Source organism: Microvirga arvi (assembly GCF_016892765.1).
GTDB classification, from domain to species: domain Bacteria; phylum Pseudomonadota; class Alphaproteobacteria; order Rhizobiales; family Beijerinckiaceae; genus Microvirga; species Microvirga arvi.
Map to the genome: position 1 here is coordinate 193,439 of NZ_JAFEMD010000002.1, position 19,635 is coordinate 213,073.

The following is a 19,635-nucleotide window of genomic DNA, read 5'->3' on the forward strand; positions in this document are numbered from 1 at the left end:
CTTTGACGCCCTCATCAATGCCGGAATGCCGGCTCCCCCATCGTCTCCGCACTGAGCCAATCGACCACGCCAGCCAGGGCATCCCGGTTCGACAGGCCGCGGCCGACGGCTTCAGTATAGAGCGTCAGCTGCTGATCGGCACTGGTGCCGCGGGCCACGATCCAGCGGGCGATATCGAGTTCACGCTGGCAGCCGAGCTCCCTGGCGTCCTCGGCGACGAGATCGAGGGTTTCGTCGAGGAGTACGCGCAGGGGCTTGGCGGTGCGGGTCTTTTCATCCACGAAGCTTCCGTGGATGCCGTAGCGTTGGGCGCGCCAGCCGTTCTCGTCATTGATGGCGCGCGAGGCGCCGGTCTGCCCGGCGTTCAGGGTGGTGTCCAGGCTCAGGCGTCGCACGAGGCAGCGATAGAGAGCCGCGATCGCGATGGTGTCGTCGAGCCGGGTGCAGCTGTCGGCCACGCGCAGCTCGAGGGTCGGATGCTTGAGTGAGGGGCGGATGACCCACCAGACATAGCTCGAGTTCTCGATGGCCCGGGCGGCGACGAGCGTATCGATGTAGCGCTGGTAATCCTGCTCGTTCTCGAACAGGTCCGGGAAGCCCGTGCGCGGCAGTTCGCGATAGGCGGCCAGCCGGTAGCCGAGAAGGCCGGTGCGCTGCGCCTGCCAGAAGGGCGAGGAGGTGGACAGCGCCAGAAGCAGCGGCAGGTAGGGCTGGATCCGGTTCATGATGTCCACGCGCATGCTCAGGTCGGGCACTTCCACGTGGACATGCATGCCGCACAGGACGGTGCGGCTGCCGAGCATCTGCAGGTCGTGCATCACCTTGCCGTAGCGCGGCTGCGTGTTGGGGCGCACCCGCGACCAGACGGCGAGCGGATGGGTGCCGGAGGCCATGATGGACAGGTTGAAGTCGCGGGCCACGGCCCCGACGGAGGATCGCAGGTCTGCGAGCTGCGCGCGCGCATCGGCGAGTTCCAGGGAGGGTTTGGTGGCGATCTCGAGCTGCGGCTCCAGCATTTCGGGCTGGATGTCGCCCGAGACCTGATCCTGGCAGGCGGCGAAGAACTCCTTCATCTTGCCTTTGGCAATATCCCGCCTGGGCGCATCGTTGACGAAATACTCCTCCTCGATGCCGAACTTGAAATCCCAGCTCATTTCCTCGTGTCCTTCTTTATTCTTTAGAAATGACCCTTGCACATGCGGATCGGCCTGCGGCGATCGCCCAGACTCCGTTTCAATGGGGCCGGAATGGGGCGACGCGGCGTAAAACTGCTAAGCTTTTGAGGCTAGAGGCGGATTGGCTTGAGCCGTCGTCGGACGACGAGATCAGTTCCAATCGCCGAGCACGGACTGAACGATTGCCAGTGCGGCCACAGCGGCTGTGTCGGCACGCAGGATTCGCGGTCCCAACGATACGCAAACACATCTTTCGTGGGCGGCGACAAGCGCTCTCTCCTGATCGGTAAACCCTCCTTCGGGTCCCACGATAACAACCAGACTAGCTTGATTGTTCCCAAGCTTGGCCAGGGCCTCGACCGGGTTCGAAACGGATGCATCCTCGTCGCAGAAGATGACCAGGCGTTCCTTCTCCAAGCCTCTGATAAAGCGTTCTAAATTCTCCTCCTCGCGCACCTCCGGGATCGACAGGATTCCGCATTGCTCGGCAGCCTCGATGGCGTTGCTTCGCATGCGCTCCAGGTTGACCCGGGAACTCTGGGTCCGCTGCGTCAGAACCGGCTGGAGAATGCCCGCTCCCATCTCCACCGCCTTCTGGACCATGTAGTCGAGACGGGCATGCTTGAGGGGCGCGAAGGCATAGATGATGTCAGGGGCCTTGCCCTGCTCGCGGGTGCGCTCCACGCAGACGAGATCGGCGGCCTTGCGCCCCTCCGGCGATATCTCGGCCCGCCACTCCCCGTCCCGGCCGTTGAAGATCAGGACGGAATCCCCGCTTTTCAGGCGCAGGACGTTCAGCAGGTAGTTGGCTTGGCCTCGGTCGAGGGCGATTCTGGCGCCGCTCTCAAGGGGTCCGTCGACGAAGAGGCGGGGAGCGTTGAAATCGTATTCAGCCATGACAACCTTGCGCTGAGCCGCCCAAGCTCTATCAAGTTCCTCCGCCTCCAGGGAGAGGGGCGTCCGGTTTGGTCACGGGAAATTCAGGTGTTATATGGCACAGGTTGGACCTCAGGCGACCATTCGCCTCTTGGCCTCATGGCCGTTCACCTGTTAACAGAATTCAGGCGCGCGAGACGCCGCGGGCTTTTCGAGGGAATTTTGGGCATGACGCGTTTTCGTTTGCATCTGCTGGCTGCGTTGGCCGTCGCCGGCTTTTTTGTGAGCGCTCCCGCCTTCGCGCAGGTGAGCGGCTGTCAGGAAGGGCAGAAGATCATCGCCGAACGGCGGAGCCTGAGCGAACAATTCGCCAAGCTGACCCAGGGGGGGAAGAAGATCGACGCGCGCTCCGCCTGCTCGCTCTTCACCAAGTTGGCCACCAATGGCGAAGTCGGCCAGAAATGGATGACCGAGAACAAGGATTGGTGCCAGATCCCCGATCAGGCGCTGCAAGAGCTCGCGCAGGCCCACAAGCAAGTCACGAAGGTCAAGGGCGACGCCTGCCAGGCCGCGGCTAAGATGGCCGAGATGGAAAAGCGTGCCAAGCAGCAGGCCCAGCAAGGCCAGCAGGGCGGAATGGCAGGCAAAATGGGCGGCGGCCTGACCGGCACCCTCAGCGTTCCCAAGGGCGCTATGTAAGTCGCGCCCTTTAAGCCGAGGGCCTCAACTCCATGGAGCGCCCTGCCGCGCCTTCCCTGCCCGATGCCGTCAGGGGCCATTGGGCCGAGCGGTGGGCGCCGCCCTCCCTTAAGCCATACCTGCGTCTCGCCCGGATCGAGCGCCCCATCGGCTGGTGGCTGCTTCTCCTGCCCTGCTGGTGGTCGGCGGCGCTGGCGGCGCTTCATGCCGGCCGGCCCTGGCCCGATCCGCTCCATTGCGTCCTGTTCCTGATCGGCGCCGTGGCCATGCGCGGGGCGGGCTGCACCTACAACGACATCGTCGACCGGGATCTCGACACGCGCGTCGAGCGGACCCGCCAGCGCCCCCTCCCCTCTGGACAGATCACCCTCAAGGGCGCCCTGGCCTTCCTCGCCCTCCAGGGTCTCGTTGGCCTGATCGTCCTGCTCCAGTTCAACGGCTTCGCCATCGCCACGGGGTTTGCTTCGCTCGGCATCGTCGCGCTCTATCCCTTCATGAAGCGCTTCTTCTGGATGCCGCAGATCGTGCTGGGTCTCGCCTTCGCCTGGGGCGCCCTGATGGGCTGGGCCTCTGCCTTCGGTTCGCTAGCCTGGGCGCCGATCCTTCTCTATCTCGGCAGCATCAGTTGGGTGGTGGGCTATGACACCATCTATGCCCTGCAGGACATCGAGGATGACGAGATCGCTGGGATCAAGTCCTCCGCCCGTTTCTTCGGCGAGCGGGTGCAGCTTAGCGTCGGCATCTGCTACGCTCTCACGGTGATCTTCATTGCCGCAGCCTTCATGCGGGCCGGAGCCGGCCTGATCTCGTTTGCGGGCCTGGGTCTGTTCGCCCTCCACCTGGGCTGGCAGGCCGCGCGGATCGACAGGGGCGATGGCGCCGGGGCGCTGCGCCTCTTCCGGTCGAACCGGGATGCGGGCTTGGTCCTGTTTGCGGCCATGACCCTGGACTGCATGATCTAGGCCTCTCAAGACTGTCTTAAAACATCACGTCTATCGCCTCGGAAAAGGCGGGGGTCAGGGTGGTGGGATATGGTATCTCCCGCTGGTAATCCCCATCTCAGGTTCGATGCTGTCCCCTTCACCTCCCTCCCCGTCCTCCCTCGCAACGGCCGTGCGCGACGCCGCCCGCCGCGCGGGGGACTTGGCTCTGCCCTATTACCGCGCCGGCGCGCAGACGGCCGCCAAGCTCTGGTACAAGGGCCACAGCTCCCCGGTGACGGAGGCGGACATCGCTCTCGACAGCTTTCTAAAAGGCCGCCTCTCCGAGCTGCTCCCACAGGCGGGCTGGCTCTCCGAGGAGACGGCCGACGATCCGGCGCGGCTTGGCCGGAGTTATGTCTGGATCGTCGATCCCATCGACGGCACCCGCGCCTTTGCCTCGGGCCATCCGGATTGGGCGATCTCCATTGCCCTGGTCCGGGACGGCCAGCCCGTCCTCGGCATCCTGCATGCCCCGATCCATGATCGTCTTTATGAGGCCAGGCTCGGCGAAGGAGCGTGGAGCAACGGCGCAAGGCTGCAACTGCCCGAACCCGAGCGCTTTCCCGATCCCGTCCGGGTGGCAGGACCCAAGCCCCTCGTCGACCGGCTCGAGCGGCATATCAGTCCTATCGAACACCTGCCCAAGGTGCCCTCGCTGGCGCTCAGGCTGGCCCGCGTGGCGGACGGCTCCATCGATGTGGGCCTCGTCTCGGCCCATGCGCAGGACTGGGACATCGCCGCTGCCGATCTCATCCTGCGGGAGGCGGGCGGCGTTCTGACAGGGCTGGACGGTTCGATCCCCGTCTACAACAAGCCGCAACCCTCCCATGATGAGATGATTGCCGTTGCGTCACAGTTGCATCCTCGTGCTATTGGAGCCATGAGAGCCTGAGACATCACCGGCTCCCTTAGCCTCAATCGTCACAACCCTCGTCAGAAGAGCCCAATCACCATGACCGACACGCCTGGCAAGCAGCTCCTGCATCTGGTTTTCGGCGGCGAACTCACCAGCCTCGAATCCGTCGATTTCAAGGATCTTTCCAAGCTCGACATCGTCGGAGTCTTCCCGAACTACGCCTCGGCCCATGCCGCTTGGAAAGCCAAGGCGCAGGCGACTGTGGACAACGCGCAGATGCGCTACTTCATCGTCCACCTCCATCGCCTGCTGGACCCGCATCAGGGCTGACCCGGACACGATGGGTCTCGCCAAGCGCCTCATCCGCTCTCGCGCCGTGCAGGAAGCCCTCGGCTTTCTTGTGGCGGGCTATCTCAAGCTCGTGCAGCGCACGAACAGGTTCGTCATGGAACCGGCGGATGCCTATGATCGAATCGAGATGCCCGTGATCGCTGCCATGTGGCACGGGCAGCATTTCATGATTCACTTTGCCAAGCGGCCGCAGGATCGGGCCGCAAGCCTCGTCTCCCGCTCGGGCGACGGCGAGTTCAACGCCATTGCCCTGCGTCATCTCGGGGTCCGCGCCATCCGCGGCTCGGGCGCGCGCGGCCGCGACATCCGCAAGAAAGGCGGCGTCCAGGCCATGCGCGCCATGCTGCGGTCCCTGAACGATGGAGAGATGGTGGTGATGACGGCCGACATCCCCAAGATCTCGCGGGTTTGCGGCGTTGGCATCGTGACCCTGGCCCAATTGTCAGGCCGGCCGATCGTGCCCGTGGCCGTGGTCACCAGCCGCCGCATCGACTTCAACAGCTGGGACAGGGCGAGCATCGGCCTGCCGTTCGGCCGCGGCGCCATCGTGCTTGGCGAGCCGGTCTACGTGCATAGGGATGCCGATGACCAGGCCATCGAAAGCCTGCGCCAGAGCGTGGAACGGGAGTTGGACCGGGTGCATGAGCGGGCCTATGGCCTTGTCGGCTCCCAGGATCCAGGATCCAAAACCAGCCCCATGCTTGTGGGAGGCTCCCGAGCATGAGCCTCCCGTTCCTCTTCAGGGCCTATCGAACCCTGGTCTCCGTGCTGGAACCCGCCGTTCTCGGCCTCCTCTACTGGCGTCAGCGTAAGGGCCGCGAGGACAAGACGCGCCTTGGGGAGCGGCAGGGCTACCCCAGCCGCCAGAGGCCCAAGGGCCACCTGATCTGGGTCCATGGCGCCAGCATCGGCGAGACCCTGTCCCTGCTGCCGGTCGTGGAGCGCATGACCCAGCGCGGGCTTGCCGTGCTGGTGACTTCCGGCACCCGGACGTCGGCCGCCTTGATCGCCCGGCGGCTGCCGCCCGGTGCCGTGCACCAGTTTGTCCCCCTCGACGTGCCACGTTATATAAGACGCTTCCTGAACCACTGGCAGCCCGACTTGGCCCTCATCGCAGAATCGGAAATCTGGCCGAACACGATCATGGCGCTCTCCGAGCGGGACATCCCGCTCGTCATGGTCAACGGCCGCATGTCGGATCGCTCGTACCAGCGATGGCAGAAGATGCCCGGCATCATCGGAGGGCTGCTCGAGCGCTTCGCCCTCTGTCTCGCCCAGACATCCGAGGATGCGGAGCGGCTGGCGCGCCTCGGCGCTCCCCGCGTGGCGGTGACCGGCAACATCAAGTTCGACGCAGCCCCGCCCCCGGCCGATCCGCGGGTGGTGGCTCAGCTCTCAGGCTTGATCGCGGGACGCCCCGTCTGGCTGGCTGCGAGCACGCATCCCGGCGAGGAAACCGCCGTCATCGCCGTGCACCGCGCCCTGGCGAAGCGCCATCCCCATCTGCTGACCATCATTGCCCCGCGCCATCCCCATCGAGGTCCCGAGGTCGCGGCTCTTGTAAGCCAAGCGGGCCTGCGGGCGGGGCGGCGCTCCGAGGGCATGCACCCCGACCGTGCGACCGACGTCTACGTGGTCGACACGGTAGGCGAGATGGGACTGTTCTACCGACTCTCCCCGATCGTCCTGGTGGGAGGAACCCTCGTGCCCATCGGCGGGCACAACCCCATCGAACCCGCCAAGCTGGGAGCCGCCATCCTGCATGGTCCCCATGTCCATACGGCTGCGGAAATCTACGACGCCCTCGATCAGTCGCGAGGTGCCCTGATGGTGAAGGACAGCGGCGCCCTGGCGCGGGCGGTCAGCGAGTTGCTCAGCAACACGGCCGTGACCCGTGACATGGCCCGCGCCGCCGGCGACGCGGTGCAGGCCTTGGGCGGCGCAGTGGACCGCACGATGCAATCCGTCGAACCCTTCATCGTGCAGGCCAAACTGGGAGCCCGCCGCTGATGCGCGCCCCGCGCTTCTGGTGGCAACCCTCCCCTTCGCTGCAGGCCAACCTGCTTCGCCCAGCCGGCCTGATTTACGGTTCCGTTGCGGCAAGACGAATGAGGCGGCGCGGCGAGCAGATGGAGCTGCCGGTCATCTGCATCGGCAACTTCACGGCGGGCGGAGCCGGCAAGACCCCGACGGCTCTCGCGATCGCCACGATCCTGGATGCGTCTGGCGAGAGCCCGGCGTTCCTGTCGCGAGGCTATGGCGGCCGGCTCCCCGGTCCCGTCAGGGTCCAGCCACAGCACGAGGCTGCCGATGTGGGCGACGAGCCCATCCTCCTCTCCCGCACGGCCCGGACCATCGTATCCCGCTTCCGCCCGACCGGAGCGCGGCTCGCCTATGAGATCGGCGCAACGGTCGTCATCATGGATGACGGGCTCCAGAATCCCACCCTGGTCAAGGATTGCACCATCGCCGTCGTCGACGGAGCCACGGGCATCGGCAACGGCCTGCCTCTGCCTGCAGGTCCCTTGCGGGCGCCCATGGCGGCCCAGTGGCCCCTGGTGGATGCCGTTCTGGTGATCGGGGACGGGGAGCCGGGACGCCAAGTCGCCCAGGAGGCGGACGAGCACGGGAAGCGCGTGTTCACGGCGGCCCTTGAACCCGCGAGCGAGGCGGTTCAGGCGCTCAAGGGCAGGAAGGTGATGGCCTTTGCCGGCATCGGGCGGCCCGAGAAGTTCTTCGACACGCTGCACGCCTGCGGGGCCATCGCGGATGTCACGCATACCTTTCCCGACCACCATCCCTACAAACCCGAAGAAGTGGCCGCCCTGCGCAAGGAAGCCGAAGCCCGGGAGCTTATGCCCGTCACGACGGAAAAGGACCTTGTGCGGATAACCGGCGCCGGGGAGGCTTGGCCTGAGCTGATGGCGCTGCCGGTGCGGCTCAGGATCGAGAACGAGACGGGCCTGCGCAATCTTCTCCTGCGGCGCATCAACGAACGGCGCCTGCGCATCGCCTGAGGAGGGCGGATTATCGACCGGGTGCTGTCCGTCCGGTGATGCGCATCATCACAGCCTCCGGCGAGGCATAGGCCTCCTGCCGCTCGACGCTCCAGTACTTCAGCTCGTCCAAGGGGATCTCGACCCCCGTCACCGCGCAACGCACGAAGGCTCCGGGCTTCACCACCCGCAGATTGCTGTCGAGATACTGCACGACGGCCTCGCCGCCGCTGCGTTCGAACTTGTTCAACATGAAGGACATCGAAAATGCGTTGCGCCGCTCCTCACATAAGGACGACGCGGGAGGATTTCCAACCTTAGAGCATCGTGCAGAAAAGTGGACCCGGTTTTCGCTGGCGTGGCCCTTTGGGTCGCCGACGCGGCCCCCGGGCCGATGCTTTAACTCAGAACAGAGCGCCCTGCTCCTCCGCCACCAAGACCCTCGGCTTCGCAGGTCTGGGCCGCGTGCCGATGCGCCCGCCGGTGGCATCGGCCTTGCCGTCGGCAAATTCGAGCACCAGAGCCTGACCGTCGTGCACGGCCTCCGCGGAGTTCAGGGGCCGACCCTCCGCATCCCGCACGAGCGCGAAACCCCGCTTGAGCACGGATTTGTAGCTCAGGCTGTCGAAGAGTTTTGATACGGCATCCAGCTGCTTGGCCTTGCGGGTCATCTGCCCCTTTATCGCCGGATCGAGCCGCTCGGCGAGACTCTTCATGACCTCGTTCATCTGAACGATCCGCGTCCGCTCGGCACGCAGCAGGGCCTCGCGGGAGACGACTAACCTCTCGCCAACCTGCTTCAATGTCTCGTTTTTCAACACAACCGAGCGGCAGACCGCATTGTAGGGACGCGGTCCGACTGCATCTAACTTAGCGCGCATAGCTGCTAGACGTGAAACCGGTGAGTATCGAACGAGACGGCTATATGCCTCCTTTAACCGGTTCTCACTCCGGCGGGCATTACCCATAAGCGCGGGCCCAAGCTTAGTGGCGGCAAGGTCGAGTCGCTGACGCTTGGGGGAGAACAGCGCCTCTGCGCTCGGCAGAGCCCGGGCCGTGGCGCGCAGATCCGACCGGCGACGGTCCACGAGACGAAGAGACGCCTCCACATGACGCCGGGAGAGGTCGTTGACGGCGGCCATGAGCTCGACGCGCACCGGCACCACCATCTCCGCCGCGCCCGTGGGCGTGGGAGCCCGCATGTCGGCGGCATGGTCGATGAGCGTCGTGTCGGTCTCGTGGCCGACCGCCGAGACGAGGGGTATCGCGCTCTCGGCGGCGGCGCGCACCACGATTTCCTCGTTGAAGCCCCACAGGTCCTCGATGGAGCCGCCGCCGCGGGCGACGATCAGCACGTCGGGCCGCGGGATTCGCCCGCCCGGTTCGAGCGCATTGAAGCCGCGGATGGCGGCGGCCACTTCCGCCGCGCAGGTCTCGCCCTGCACACGCACGGGCCACACCAGCACGCGGCGCGGGAAGCGGTCCTCCAGCCGGTGGAGGATGTCGCGGATCACGGCTCCGGTCGGGGACGTGACGACGCCGACCACCTGCGGCAGGAACGGCAGTCGCCGCTTGCGCTCGGGCGCGAAGAGCCCCTCCGCATTGAGCTTCCGGCGGCGCTCCTCGAGGAGCGCCATGAGCGCTCCGATGCCGGCGGGCTCGAGGCTCTCGACGACAATCTGGTACTTGGACGAACCCGGAAAGGTGGTGATTCGCCCGGTGGCGATGACCTCCATCCCCTCCTCGGGGCGAATCTTCAGCTTGGAGAAAGCCCCCTTCCAGATCACCGCATCGATGCGGGCATTCTGGTCCTTCAGACAGAAATAGGCGTGCCCGGACGAATGGGGCCCGCGATAGCCCGACACCTCGCCCCGCAGGCGCACATGGCCGAACGCATCCTCCAGGGTGCGCTTGAGAGCGCCCGCGAGATCGGACACCGACCATTCCTGGGCATTCGAAGGGGCTTTTTCTGCGAACATGACGTGAACCTACCCCGTGCCGCAGGGCCCTGCCAAGGGCGGTCAGAAGCCGCGTCGCGAACCGTGGATAACTTCCGGTCCGTCAATCGATCCTCAACCTGAGATCAGCTAGAAACGCTGGTTACCCCAAGGGAAAATAGTCAGATCAAATGGCCTCGATCATCAATATCGGCTCTGAGCAGCAGGTCAGCTCCACAATAAGAGACTACTTAGGAAATCCGACCGGCGACATTAGTGAGCAGGCCGAAGTTACAGGACTTACCGATGGAGGCTGGGTTGTAACTTGGCATAAACGCATCGGAGGCGGCTCCGAACTTGAGATCTACCAGCAACGCTACGACAAGAACGGACAAGCCGTATACCCGGCAGAGCAGCATGTTAATTTGATGACATATCTCGCTCAGAGCCGTCCTAGCATTACAGCCCTCGCCGACGGAGGCTGGGTGGTTGTATGGCATTCCTATAATCCCGATGGCTCGGCGATGGACCTATCAGGAGACGATATATACCAGCAACGTTATGATAGAGATGGCCAGCCTCTTTATTCCATTGAGAAGCGGGTAAATGTCCGTACGGACGAGGGCCAATTCATAGAGAAGGTGACATCCCTTTCCGACGGCGGATGGATTGTGTCCTGGCTGTCCTATGATCCCGTTGCCATAGGCCTTTTTCAACAGCGATACACTAAGGATGGGCAGGCGCTTTTTCCATACGATACCCCTGCCAACTCCTCATCGGACTTGACGCTTTTGTCTGATGGCACATCGATCAGGATCAGCACCGAGGATAGAGGCACTGGCTCGGGCTCTGACGTCTACATGCAACGCTTGAATGCGAGCGGCACACCCATTGATCCAGATTATCGGATCGTCAACAAATCCACGTCGGGTGCACAGATGAGTGGGAAAGCCACTGCCCTGTCGAATGGGGGATGGGTCATCACCTGGATATCCACAGCACAGGATGGATCTGGTTCAGACATCTATCAGCAGGCTTATGATAAGAATGGTGTTGCGATTTCTGTGGCAGATCTGCTCGTTACGTCTTTGACTAGTGAAAACCCAGAATTTCCAGATGTGTCTGCCTTAGCAAATGGTGGCTGGGTCGTGACATGGATGGGACTTGGCGACAAAGGCACTACGGAGATATTCCAGCAACGCTTCGAGATCATCACCCCCCCTCATCAGATCATCCTGAACAGCAGCTTTGTCAGCGAAGCTTCCAAGGCGGGTCTATTAGTCGGAAACCTCTCGGCGCTTGACCAAGATACAGGAGAGACCTTCACATTCAGCCTCGTCGACAGTGCCGGCGGCCGGTTCAAGCTTGGTGCCGACGGACAGTCGATTGTTATCGCGAATGCTTCCCTCCTCGACTACGAACAGGCCCGTGCTCATACCATCCGGCTCCAGGTCAAGGACAAGGCTGGCGAGGTGTTCGAGCAGGATCTCACGGTCTCCATCAGCGATGTGCCGAACGAGAACGTCACCGGCTCATCCTCGTCGGATGTCATGAGAGGTGGCTCTGGCAAGGATACGTTCAAGGGCGGCGCAGGCAACGATCTGATCTATGGCGGATCGGGCAATGACACGATTTATGGAGGTGTGGGCAGCGACAGGCTTTGGGGCGGTTCGGGCATTGACACCCTGAAAGGAGAATCTGGCTACGACACCTTTGTCTTCGACACACAGCCGAGCACAAGCAAGAACCGGGATAAGATCTCAGACTTCAACCCCATGTTCGACAGTCTCTGGCTCGACAATAAAGTGTTCACGAAGCTTGGGAAGCTCGGATCGATCGACAAGCCTGCGAAGGTCAGCAAAGCATACTTCGCGACCGACAAGGCAAAGGATGAACGACTATCTTGTCTACGACAGGAAGAGCGGCATTCTCTCCTATGATGCGGATGGTTCCAACACCAAGTTCAAACCAGTTGAGATTGCCATCTTCTCCACAAAGCCAAAATTAACAAACAGCGACCTGTTCGTCATTTGATGATCGTTCCTCGCAACAGGCCGACTTTTCAAAAGACACAGCCTCCGCCCAGGTCGGGGGTAGGCTTCAGCCTTACGAGCCGCTAAGAGCGCTGACATCACGAGGAGGCAAGCCCATGCACATTCTTCTCATCGGTTCCGGCGGACGGGAACATGCTCTGGCGCGCAGCCTCTCGGCGAGTTCCCTCTGCGACAAGCTCCTCATAGCCCCCGGCAATCCCGGCACGGCGCAGCACGGGACCAATGTGGTGCTCGACGTGACCGACCATCGGGCGGTGATCGATTTCTGCCGGGTGATGAAGATCGGATTCGTGGTGGTCGGGCCGGAGGCGCCCCTCGTCGCCGGGCTCGTGGACGATCTGAAGGCTGCGGGCATCAAGGCCTTCGGGCCGAGCAAGGCGGCCGCTCAGCTCGAAGGCTCGAAGGCCTTCACCAAGGATCTCTGCGCCGAGTTCAACATCCCCACCGCCGCCTACCGGCGCTTCACCGATGCGGAGACCGCCAAAAGCTATGTACGCAGCTATGGCGTTCCCATCGTCGTGAAGGCGGACGGCCTTGCTGCCGGCAAGGGCGTGGTGGTCGCCCTATCGTTCGAGGAGGCGGAGGGCGCCATCGACATGATGATCGGCGGCGGCCTCGGTGCGGCCGGGGCCGAGGTGGTGATCGAAGCCTTTCTTGAGGGTGAGGAGGCAAGCTTCTTCGCGCTCTGCGACGGCACGCGCGCGATCCCCTTCGGCACGGCCCAGGACCACAAGCGCGTGTTCGACGGCGACAAGGGTCCGAACACCGGCGGCATGGGCGCCTATTCGCCCGCCGCGGTGCTGACGCCGGAGCTGCAGGCCCGTGTCATCGCCGAGATCATCGAGCCGACGCTTGCGGGCATGAAGGCGCGGGGCACGCCGTATACGGGCATCCTCTATGCCGGGCTCATGCTCACCGAGGATGGGCCGCAGCTCATCGAATACAATGCCCGCCTCGGCGATCCGGAAACCCAGGTGCTGCTGCCGCGCCTGAGATCCGATCTCGTGACCGCCCTGCTCGCCGCCTGCGATGGTGTCCTGAACACCATCTCCCTGCAATGGTCGGATGCCGCAGCGCTCACCGTCGTGATGGCGGCCAACGGTTATCCAGGGGCGGTGGAGAAGGGATCGGAGATCAAGGGCATCGACCGGGCCGAGGAGCTCAACGACGTCATCGTCTTCCACGCGGGCACGAAGCAGGACGGCGACCGGATCGTCGCCAACGGCGGACGGGTGCTCAACGTGACTGCCCTCGGCGCCACCATCACCGAAGCCCAGAGGAAGGCTTATGAGGCCGTCAACCGGATCGACTGGCCCCAGGGCTTCTGCCGCCGCGACATCGGCTGGCGGGCAGTGGAGCGTGAGCACGGCTAAAAATGTGCCTACCCCTATTGACTGATGACGTTAGGTAAGTTTTCTCTCCTTTGGGTTGCGCCCCATTTTCCGGAGCCGGCCCATCAATTTCGAGGATCGGCGCTCTAGCTTATTATCGAGGCCATTCCGTAACAGGCGAGCGGCTGACGATGAGCGACGATCTCTTCCCAGGTTTCCAAAGCCACTGGATCGACACTGAGGTCGGACGCATCTTCGCGCGCAGCAAGGGCAACGGGCAGCCGCTCGTCCTGCTGCACGGTTTTCCGCAGACGCATGCCATGTGGCACCGCCTGGCACCGACGCTCGCCGAAACCCACACGGTCGTCTGCATGGATATGCGCGGCTATGGCTGGTCCACGGCGCCCAAGGGCGATCCGAAGCACGAGACCTATTCCAAGCGCGCCATGGGCCGGGACGTCGTCGAGGTCATGGAGGCCCTCGGCCATGTGCATTTCGCGGTGGCCGGGCACGACCGCGGCGCGCGGGTCGGCTACCGGCTCGCGCTCGATCATCCGGGCCGCGTCGAGCGTCTCGCGCTTCTCGACATCCTGCCGACCTATCACGTGTGGGAGCAGATGCGGGCCGGCACGATTCCCGAAGCGCATTGGGGCTATCTGTCCCAGCCTTATCCCAAGCCGGAGGAGGAGATCGGGCGCGATCCGATCCCCTATTTCGAAGGCCTGATGCGGAAATGGTCCGCCGCCGGCGATCTCGGAGCCTTCGATCATCGGGCGCTGGAAGCCTATTGGCAGAGCTGCAACGAGCCCACGCGCATCCATGCCTTCTGCGAGGATTACCGGGCCGGCGCCACGCGCGACATCGAAGCGGACGAAGCCGACCTTGCAGCCGGCAAGACGATCCAATGTCCGACCTACGTGATCTGGAGCGACTTCTATCTCGTCAGTGGTCCCGTCGGCCACAACCAGAAGCCCCTCGATATCTGGCGCCGGAGCTTCGCGCCGAAGGCGAACGGCATCGGCGTGGCGTCGGGACATTTCGTGGCTGAGGAAAACCCGGGCGCGACCCTGGAGGCGTTGCAGGCCTTCCTGCACAATTAGAGCATCGATCTTCGCACCCATGGTGGGAGGAACCTGTCATGCAAGCGGCACGTTCACCGCTGCAGACGGGATCCCATTCATGGCCAAGCACATTTCGGACCAGCCGAATCTACAGAGCGAATCGTCTGAGACGGAGGTCATTCCGCTCATGGAAGAAGAGCTGCGCCTCGACAAGCAAGAAGTTACTACAGGCAAGGTTCGTGTCCGCACAAGCGTCGATGTCGAGACGGAGATGGTCAAGGCGACGCTTGACGGAGAAAAGGTTGAGGTGACGCGGGTTCCTATTGATCGGATCGTTGATCGCGCTCCTGAAATCCGCACCGAGAACGACGTGACGATCATTCCCATCCTCGAGGAGGTTCTGGTCGTCGAGAAACGTCTTGTCCTGAAAGAGGAGCTGCACGTTCACAAGCGCAGAACCAGCGAAGACGTCGAGACTCCTGTAGAGCTTCGCAAGCAGCGCGCCGTCATCGAGCGCGTACCGACCGACGATGATGCGAACACCGATACATGAAAGCACGTGAAAGAACACGTAGTCAGCTTGTCTTCGGGAACGAAGTCCACGAGCAGCAATTGATAAGTCACTGCGTCTGATACCGCGATCGTTTCAGTGATGCGGCTCAGCTGTTCTGAGTCACCTGTAACTCTTAGCAACCGGGCCGCTTTGACGGCCCATGGAGATTGTGTGCAATGGCCAAGACTGTAACTTGCCTTTTCAGCAGCGACTCTCAAGCTTCTTCCATCGTCCGTGAGCTGGCACAATCGGGCATCTCGCAGGGCAAGATCTGCCTGTTCACCGCTTCGGGCGAGAATCGGACCTGGGACGGGGCCAGCAATTTCGACGAGAGCTCCAGCGGATCGCACCACGACCGTGTCGAGAATTACCTGACCACGAACGGCGTGCCGCATGATGACGCCCGCGCCTATGCAGAAGGCGTGCGCCGCGGCCACGCTCTCATTGCCGTGCGCTGCGATGATGACGAGGTCGACCGCGTGGTCGACATCCTCGACGACGATGATGTTCTCGATCTCGACGAGCAGCAGGATGCTTGGCGGTCCGAGGGCTGGAGCCATCAGGACTCGGGCGTTGCGGATCTGGGAGGCACGGCGACGACATCGGCCGGCGTGCTGGGCACGGGCCTGACCGGCGGCGGCACGCGCGATCGCGAAAGCCTCCAGGACGATAGCCTGTACGCTCGGGACCGCAGCTCGGATCGCGACGAGGTGATCCCCGTTGCCGAGGAAGAGCTGCATGTGGGCAAGCGCGAGGTCAGCCATGGCCGCGTGCGCATCCGCTCTCACGTCACCGAACGTCCGGTGCAGGAGCAGGTCTCCCTGAAGGAGGAGCGCGTATCCGTCGAGCGCCGCCCGGTCGAGGGCACCGCGCGCACCGGCTCGGTGAACGATGGCGATCTCTTCCGCGAGCGCTCCATCGAGATGGAAGAGCGCTCTGAGGAAGCCGTCGTCTCGAAGGAGGCCCGCGTCGTCGAGGAAGTGGTCGTGCGCAAGGACGCCGATCAGCGCACGGAAACCATCTCCGACACGGTGCGCAAGACCGAGGTGGAGGTTGATGACGAGCGCAGCGCTGGCATCTCGCGCACCGGCACCACGGATAAGAACCGCTAAATCCTGGTAAGGAACCAACGGATAGGCCCGGAGCTCAATGCTCCGGGCTTTTTCATGCCGTCCTTATCGCCGTCCCTCGAAAAACTCCCGCAGCAGGGCCGCCGCCTCGCTCTCCCGGATGCCGCCATAGACCTCCGGGGCGTGGTGGCAGGTGGGCTGGTCGAAAAAGCGCACGCCATTATCGACCGCCCCGCCCTTGGGGTCATGGGCGGCGTAATAGACCCGCCGGATCCGGGCGAAGGAGATCGCCCCGGCGCACATGGTGCAGGGCTCGAGCGTCACATAGAGGTCGCAGCCGGAGAGACGCTCGTCGTCGAGGGCCTCGCAGGCCAGGCGGATGGCGAGCATCTCGGCGTGCGCAGAGGGATCCCGCAGCTCGCGCGGACGGTTGCCGGCTCTGGCGACGATGCGCCCGTCCCTGACGATGACCGCACCCACAGGCACCTCCCCGCGCGCGGCTGCGGCGCGGGCCTCGTCGAAGGCCAGGCTCATGGGGCCCTGCCCCTGAGGATCGAATGGGTTTGACCCGGCGTTGTCCGTCAAGCGCGTTTGTCCCTAGCGCATCGTGTGGACCGGATCCGGTCCACACGATGCGCTGATGTAAGAATGCAGCATCGGAACAGATCCCAAAAGTGCAAGTCCACTTTTCACGTCCGATGCTATAGCCCTCGCTTCTCTACCACTCCTCTGCTATCAGGCTCCTATGACCGACAGCAACGACGATAATCGCAAGGGCCGTCCGCCGGGACGCTCCGACCGTGGCCGCACCTCCTCGGGCGACCGGCCCTCCCGCAAGCCTCGCGAAGGCGGCGACAAGCCTTTCCGCGCCCGTGGCGACGACGACCGCCCGCGCAAGCCCCGCGAGGGAGCAGGCAAGCCTTTCCGCAGCCGTGACGGCGACAAACCCTTCCGTCCGCGTGCGGAAGGTGGTGATCGCCCCTTCCGCAGCCGGGACAACGATGAGCGTCCCCGCCGCTTCGAGGGTAGCGAGAAGAAATCCTTCCGTCCCCGCTCGGAGGGTGGCGACAAGCCGTTCCGTGCCCGCAGCGCAGGGGACAAGCCCTTCCGGGGACGGGCCGGTGAGGATCGCCCGCGCCGCTTCGACCGCTCGGCGGAGGATCGCCCACTGCGCGCCAGCGACGAGAGCCCGGCCGTGCGAGCCGAGCCCCAGGAGCCTGTCGAGGACCGCATCGCCAAGGTGATCGCCCGCGCCGGTGTCGCCTCACGTCGGGATGCCGAGGTGCTGATCGCGGAAGGCCGGGTGACCCTCAACGGCAAGGTTCTGGAATCGCCTGCGATCAACGTGACCGCCGCCGACAGGATCACCGTGGACGGCGAGCCTCTGCCGGCCAAGGAGCGGACGCGCCTGTGGCTCTACCACAAGCCTCGCGGTCTCGTGACCACGGCCAAGGATCCTGAAGGCCGGTCGACCGTGTTCGACAACCTGCCCGAGGATCTGCCGCGCGTGGTGGCAGTGGGCCGTCTCGACATCAACACGGAAGGGCTCCTTCTGCTCACGAACGACGGCGGCCTCGCCCGCGTGATCGCCCATCCCGATACCGGCTGGCTGCGCCGCTACAAGGTGCGTGCCCACGGCGAGGTCAACCAGGCCGACCTCGACAACCTCCGCAACGGCATCTCCATCGACGGGATCGATTACGGCCCCATCGAGGCGCGCCTCGACCGGGTGCAGGGCGACAATGCGTGGATCACGATGGGCCTGCGCGAAGGCAAGAACCGCGAGATCAAGCGCATCCTGGAGCATATGGGCCTGCAGGTGAACCGCCTGATCCGCATGTCCTTCGGCCCGTTCCAGCTCGGCGAGCTCGAGGTCGGCCTCGTGGAGGAGGTACGCACCAGGGTGCTGAAGGATCAGCTCGGCGAAGCGCTCGCGATTGAAGCAGGTGTCGATTTCGAGAGCCCCGTGCGCGAGCCCATCGCCCCCTTCGGCTCACCGAAGAAGCAGGACCGTGAAGAGCGCAGTGAGCGCCCGTCCCGCTTCAGCCGCGACCGCGATGACGAGCGCCCGCGCCGCCGCGACGATGACGAGCGGCCGTTCCGCGCCCGTGACGGCGAACGCCGCAGCCGTGACGAGGAGGAGCCCGCGAGGCGCCCCTCGCGTCTCGAGCCGAAGCGAACCGTATGGCGCGCCGGCGAGACCGATGAGGATGCGCCGCGCAAGAAAATGCCCCGTCGCGGCGCCGATCCGCGGGAGGCCCGCGCCGTGGCCGGAGAACGTGAACGCGAACGCGTCGGCGCGATTACCTCCAGCGAAGGCCGCAAGGTCCGGGTGGAGCGCCTCGTGCGCCAGCCTCAGGAGGAAGAAGCTCCCGCGCCGCGCAGAGGCCGGGGTGCTGCCGGAGCCGAGGATCGGCCGCGCCGCCGGGATGATCGCGACGGTGCTCCGCCGAGGCGCGACCGCGAGGGTGGCCCCCGTCCGCCACGCCGCGATGACGATCGCCCGCGCCGTCCGGCCGGCGACAGACCGTTCCGCGCCCGCACCGAGAGCGGCGAGGATCGTCCGCGCAGGCCGCAGGGCGACCGTCCGTTCCGCTCGCGCGAAGGTGGCGCGGATCGCCCTGGCCGGCCCCAGGGGGATCGGCCCTTCCGCTCTCGTGAGGGCGGCGATGACCGCCCTCGCCGCTCTGAGGGGGACCGCCCCTTCCGCGCCCGTGGCGATGACGAGCGTCCCCGTCGCGGCCCTCCGCGGGGCGACGGCCCTTCGCGCGGCGGGCCGAGAGGCGGCGCCGGCGGCGGCTTCAAGAGTGGCCCCAGAGGCGCGTCCAAGGGCGGCGCCTCGAAGGGCGGCTTCAAAGGCGGTTCCAAAGGCGGCCCGCGCGGTCGCCGCTAGAACCTGAGGAAACACCATCCTCATCCTGAGGAGCAGCCGTGAGGCTGCGTCTCGCAGGAGATTCCGGTGCACTGGATCCTCCTGCGAGACGGTCACTGCGTGACCTCCTCAGGATGAGGCTTGATGCAAGCTTTGTGAGACTCTCTTCATGAGGTTCAGACCATGAGAATCGTGGGCGGGCGCTGGCGCGGCCGCTCGCTGAAGGGGCCGAGCTCGGACGCCATCCGTCCGACCTCGGACCACCTGCGCGAGACCGTCTTCAACATCCTCCATCATTCCTACGACGACCCAATCGAGGGCGCGCGCGTGCTCGACCTGTTCGCCGGCACCGGCGCCTTGGGGCTGGAGGCACTCTCGCGGGGCGCTGCCTTCGCGCTCTTCGTCGACGATGGCGCCCAGGCCCGCGGCATCATCCGGGAGAACGTGGAGTCCCTCGGCGCCGGCGGAGCCACCCGCCTCTTCCGCCGCGACGCCACCCGCATGGGCGAGGCCGCCCCCAACGCTCCCTTCTCCGTCGTTTTCTGCGATCCGCCCTACGGCAAGGATCTCGCGCCCAGAGCGCTACGCTCCTGCGCCGAGGGCGGCTGGCTTGTGCCTGATGCGCTCGTGATCGTGGAAGAGGCGCAGGGCGTCGAAGTTTCTCTGCCAGAACGGTTCGAAGAGATCGAGCGGCGGGTTTACGGAGAGACGAAGGTGGTGTTCGGGCTTTTCATCGAGTGAGCACGCTTAACCCTCTCCTGCAACAAGACGGTTGTCCTAGCATTGATTCTGCATAACATTGCGTCACCGCGCCACGAGGC

18 protein-coding genes and 1 pseudogene are annotated in these 19,635 nt (G+C 64.6%); 14 read left to right on the forward strand and 5 right to left on the reverse strand.

What is annotated here, in order from left to right:
* Nucleotides 1-14: 14 nt before the first annotated feature.
* Both ILT44_RS02280 and ILT44_RS02285 read right to left on the reverse strand, forming a co-directional pair.
* Nucleotides 15-1,154, reverse strand: a complete 1,140-nt coding sequence (locus ILT44_RS02280; RefSeq protein ID WP_204237936.1) for a carboxylate-amine ligase — start codon at nucleotides 1,152-1,154, stop codon at nucleotides 15-17.
* 171 nt (nucleotides 1,155-1,325) lie between these two features.
* Nucleotides 1,326-2,072 (reverse strand): 16S rRNA (uracil(1498)-N(3))-methyltransferase, encoded by a 747-nt coding sequence (locus ILT44_RS02285; protein WP_204237937.1) that lies wholly within the window; start codon nucleotides 2,070-2,072, stop codon nucleotides 1,326-1,328.
* A 207-nt stretch (nucleotides 2,073-2,279) separates the two neighbouring features.
* On the opposite strand from ILT44_RS02285, the gene ILT44_RS02290 reads away from it, so the two are divergent.
* The 7 genes from ILT44_RS02290 (at nucleotide 2,280) to lpxK (ending at nucleotide 7,957) form a co-directional block, all read left to right on the forward strand.
* Nucleotides 2,280-2,750 (forward strand): hypothetical protein, encoded by a 471-nt coding sequence (locus ILT44_RS02290; RefSeq protein WP_204237938.1) that lies wholly within the window; start codon nucleotides 2,280-2,282, stop codon nucleotides 2,748-2,750.
* 32 nt (nucleotides 2,751-2,782) lie between these two features.
* The gene (ubiA, locus tag ILT44_RS02295; protein ID WP_204237939.1) at nucleotides 2,783-3,712 is read left to right on the forward strand and encodes a 4-hydroxybenzoate octaprenyltransferase; all 930 of its coding nucleotides are present in this window, start codon (nucleotides 2,783-2,785) and stop codon (nucleotides 3,710-3,712) included.
* Between the two features lie 106 nt (nucleotides 3,713-3,818).
* The gene (locus ILT44_RS02300; protein ID WP_204237940.1) at nucleotides 3,819-4,625 is read left to right on the forward strand and encodes an inositol monophosphatase family protein; all 807 of its coding nucleotides are present in this window, start codon (nucleotides 3,819-3,821) and stop codon (nucleotides 4,623-4,625) included.
* Between the two features lie 60 nt (nucleotides 4,626-4,685).
* A complete protein-coding gene (locus ILT44_RS02305; protein WP_204237941.1) occupies nucleotides 4,686-4,919 on the forward strand; it encodes a DUF4170 domain-containing protein in 234 nt (77 codons plus the stop codon).
* A gap of 10 nt (nucleotides 4,920-4,929) precedes the next feature.
* Nucleotides 4,930-5,664 carry a lysophospholipid acyltransferase family protein gene (locus ILT44_RS02310; protein ID WP_204237942.1) on the forward strand — a complete coding sequence of 245 codons (735 nt, stop codon included), beginning with the start codon at nucleotides 4,930-4,932 and terminating at the stop codon, nucleotides 5,662-5,664.
* Complete coding sequence (locus ILT44_RS02315) at nucleotides 5,661-6,950, forward strand: 3-deoxy-D-manno-octulosonic acid transferase (protein WP_204237943.1); 1,290 nt, start codon at nucleotides 5,661-5,663, stop codon at nucleotides 6,948-6,950. The genes ILT44_RS02310 and ILT44_RS02315 overlap by 4 nt, the downstream gene beginning before the upstream one ends.
* A complete protein-coding gene (gene lpxK / locus ILT44_RS02320) occupies nucleotides 6,950-7,957 on the forward strand; it encodes a tetraacyldisaccharide 4'-kinase (protein ID WP_204237944.1) in 1,008 nt (335 codons plus the stop codon). Before ILT44_RS02315 ends, lpxK begins: the two co-directional genes overlap by 1 nt.
* Before the next feature lie 10 nt (nucleotides 7,958-7,967).
* Here lpxK and ILT44_RS02325 read toward each other — a convergent pair whose 3' ends face one another.
* Complete coding sequence (locus ILT44_RS02325; RefSeq protein ID WP_204237945.1) at nucleotides 7,968-8,189, reverse strand: DUF2093 domain-containing protein; 222 nt, start codon at nucleotides 8,187-8,189, stop codon at nucleotides 7,968-7,970.
* A 151-nt stretch (nucleotides 8,190-8,340) separates the two neighbouring features.
* Nucleotides 8,341-9,915 (reverse strand): exodeoxyribonuclease VII large subunit, encoded by a 1,575-nt coding sequence (xseA, locus tag ILT44_RS02330; RefSeq protein WP_204237946.1) that lies wholly within the window; start codon nucleotides 9,913-9,915, stop codon nucleotides 8,341-8,343.
* 149 nt (nucleotides 9,916-10,064) lie between these two features.
* On the opposite strand from xseA, the gene ILT44_RS02335 reads away from it, so the two are divergent.
* The 5 genes from ILT44_RS02335 (at nucleotide 10,065) to ILT44_RS02355 (ending at nucleotide 15,984) form a co-directional block, all read left to right on the forward strand.
* Nucleotides 10,065-11,813 (forward strand): calcium-binding protein, encoded by a 1,749-nt coding sequence (locus ILT44_RS02335; RefSeq protein ID WP_204237947.1) that lies wholly within the window; start codon nucleotides 10,065-10,067, stop codon nucleotides 11,811-11,813.
* Between the two features lie 209 nt (nucleotides 11,814-12,022).
* Nucleotides 12,023-13,300 carry a phosphoribosylamine--glycine ligase gene (purD, locus tag ILT44_RS02340; RefSeq protein ID WP_204237948.1) on the forward strand — a complete coding sequence of 426 codons (1,278 nt, stop codon included), beginning with the start codon at nucleotides 12,023-12,025 and terminating at the stop codon, nucleotides 13,298-13,300.
* A gap of 149 nt (nucleotides 13,301-13,449) precedes the next feature.
* Nucleotides 13,450-14,358, forward strand: coding sequence for an alpha/beta fold hydrolase (locus ILT44_RS02345; RefSeq protein WP_204237949.1), 909 nt, complete (start codon nucleotides 13,450-13,452; stop codon nucleotides 14,356-14,358).
* 148 nt (nucleotides 14,359-14,506) lie between these two features.
* Nucleotides 14,507-14,872: a YsnF/AvaK domain-containing protein gene (locus tag ILT44_RS02350; protein WP_204237950.1), complete on the forward strand. Its 366-nt coding sequence runs from the start codon at nucleotides 14,507-14,509 to the stop codon at nucleotides 14,870-14,872.
* A 176-nt stretch (nucleotides 14,873-15,048) separates the two neighbouring features.
* A complete protein-coding gene (locus ILT44_RS02355; RefSeq protein WP_204237951.1) occupies nucleotides 15,049-15,984 on the forward strand; it encodes a YsnF/AvaK domain-containing protein in 936 nt (311 codons plus the stop codon).
* Between the two features lie 63 nt (nucleotides 15,985-16,047).
* Here ILT44_RS02355 and ILT44_RS02360 read toward each other — a convergent pair whose 3' ends face one another.
* Complete coding sequence (locus ILT44_RS02360; protein WP_204237952.1) at nucleotides 16,048-16,476, reverse strand: nucleoside deaminase; 429 nt, start codon at nucleotides 16,474-16,476, stop codon at nucleotides 16,048-16,050.
* 211 nt (nucleotides 16,477-16,687) lie between these two features.
* On the opposite strand from ILT44_RS02360, the gene ILT44_RS02365 reads away from it, so the two are divergent.
* Both ILT44_RS02365 and rsmD read left to right on the forward strand, forming a co-directional pair.
* Nucleotides 16,688-18,835 (forward strand): pseudouridine synthase, encoded by a 2,148-nt coding sequence (locus ILT44_RS02365; protein WP_204237953.1) that lies wholly within the window; start codon nucleotides 16,688-16,690, stop codon nucleotides 18,833-18,835.
* A 159-nt stretch (nucleotides 18,836-18,994) separates the two neighbouring features.
* Nucleotides 18,995-19,555, forward strand: a pseudogene (rsmD, locus tag ILT44_RS02370) (16S rRNA (guanine(966)-N(2))-methyltransferase RsmD); the annotation flags it as partial.
* Nucleotides 19,556-19,635: the final 80 nt, after the last annotated feature.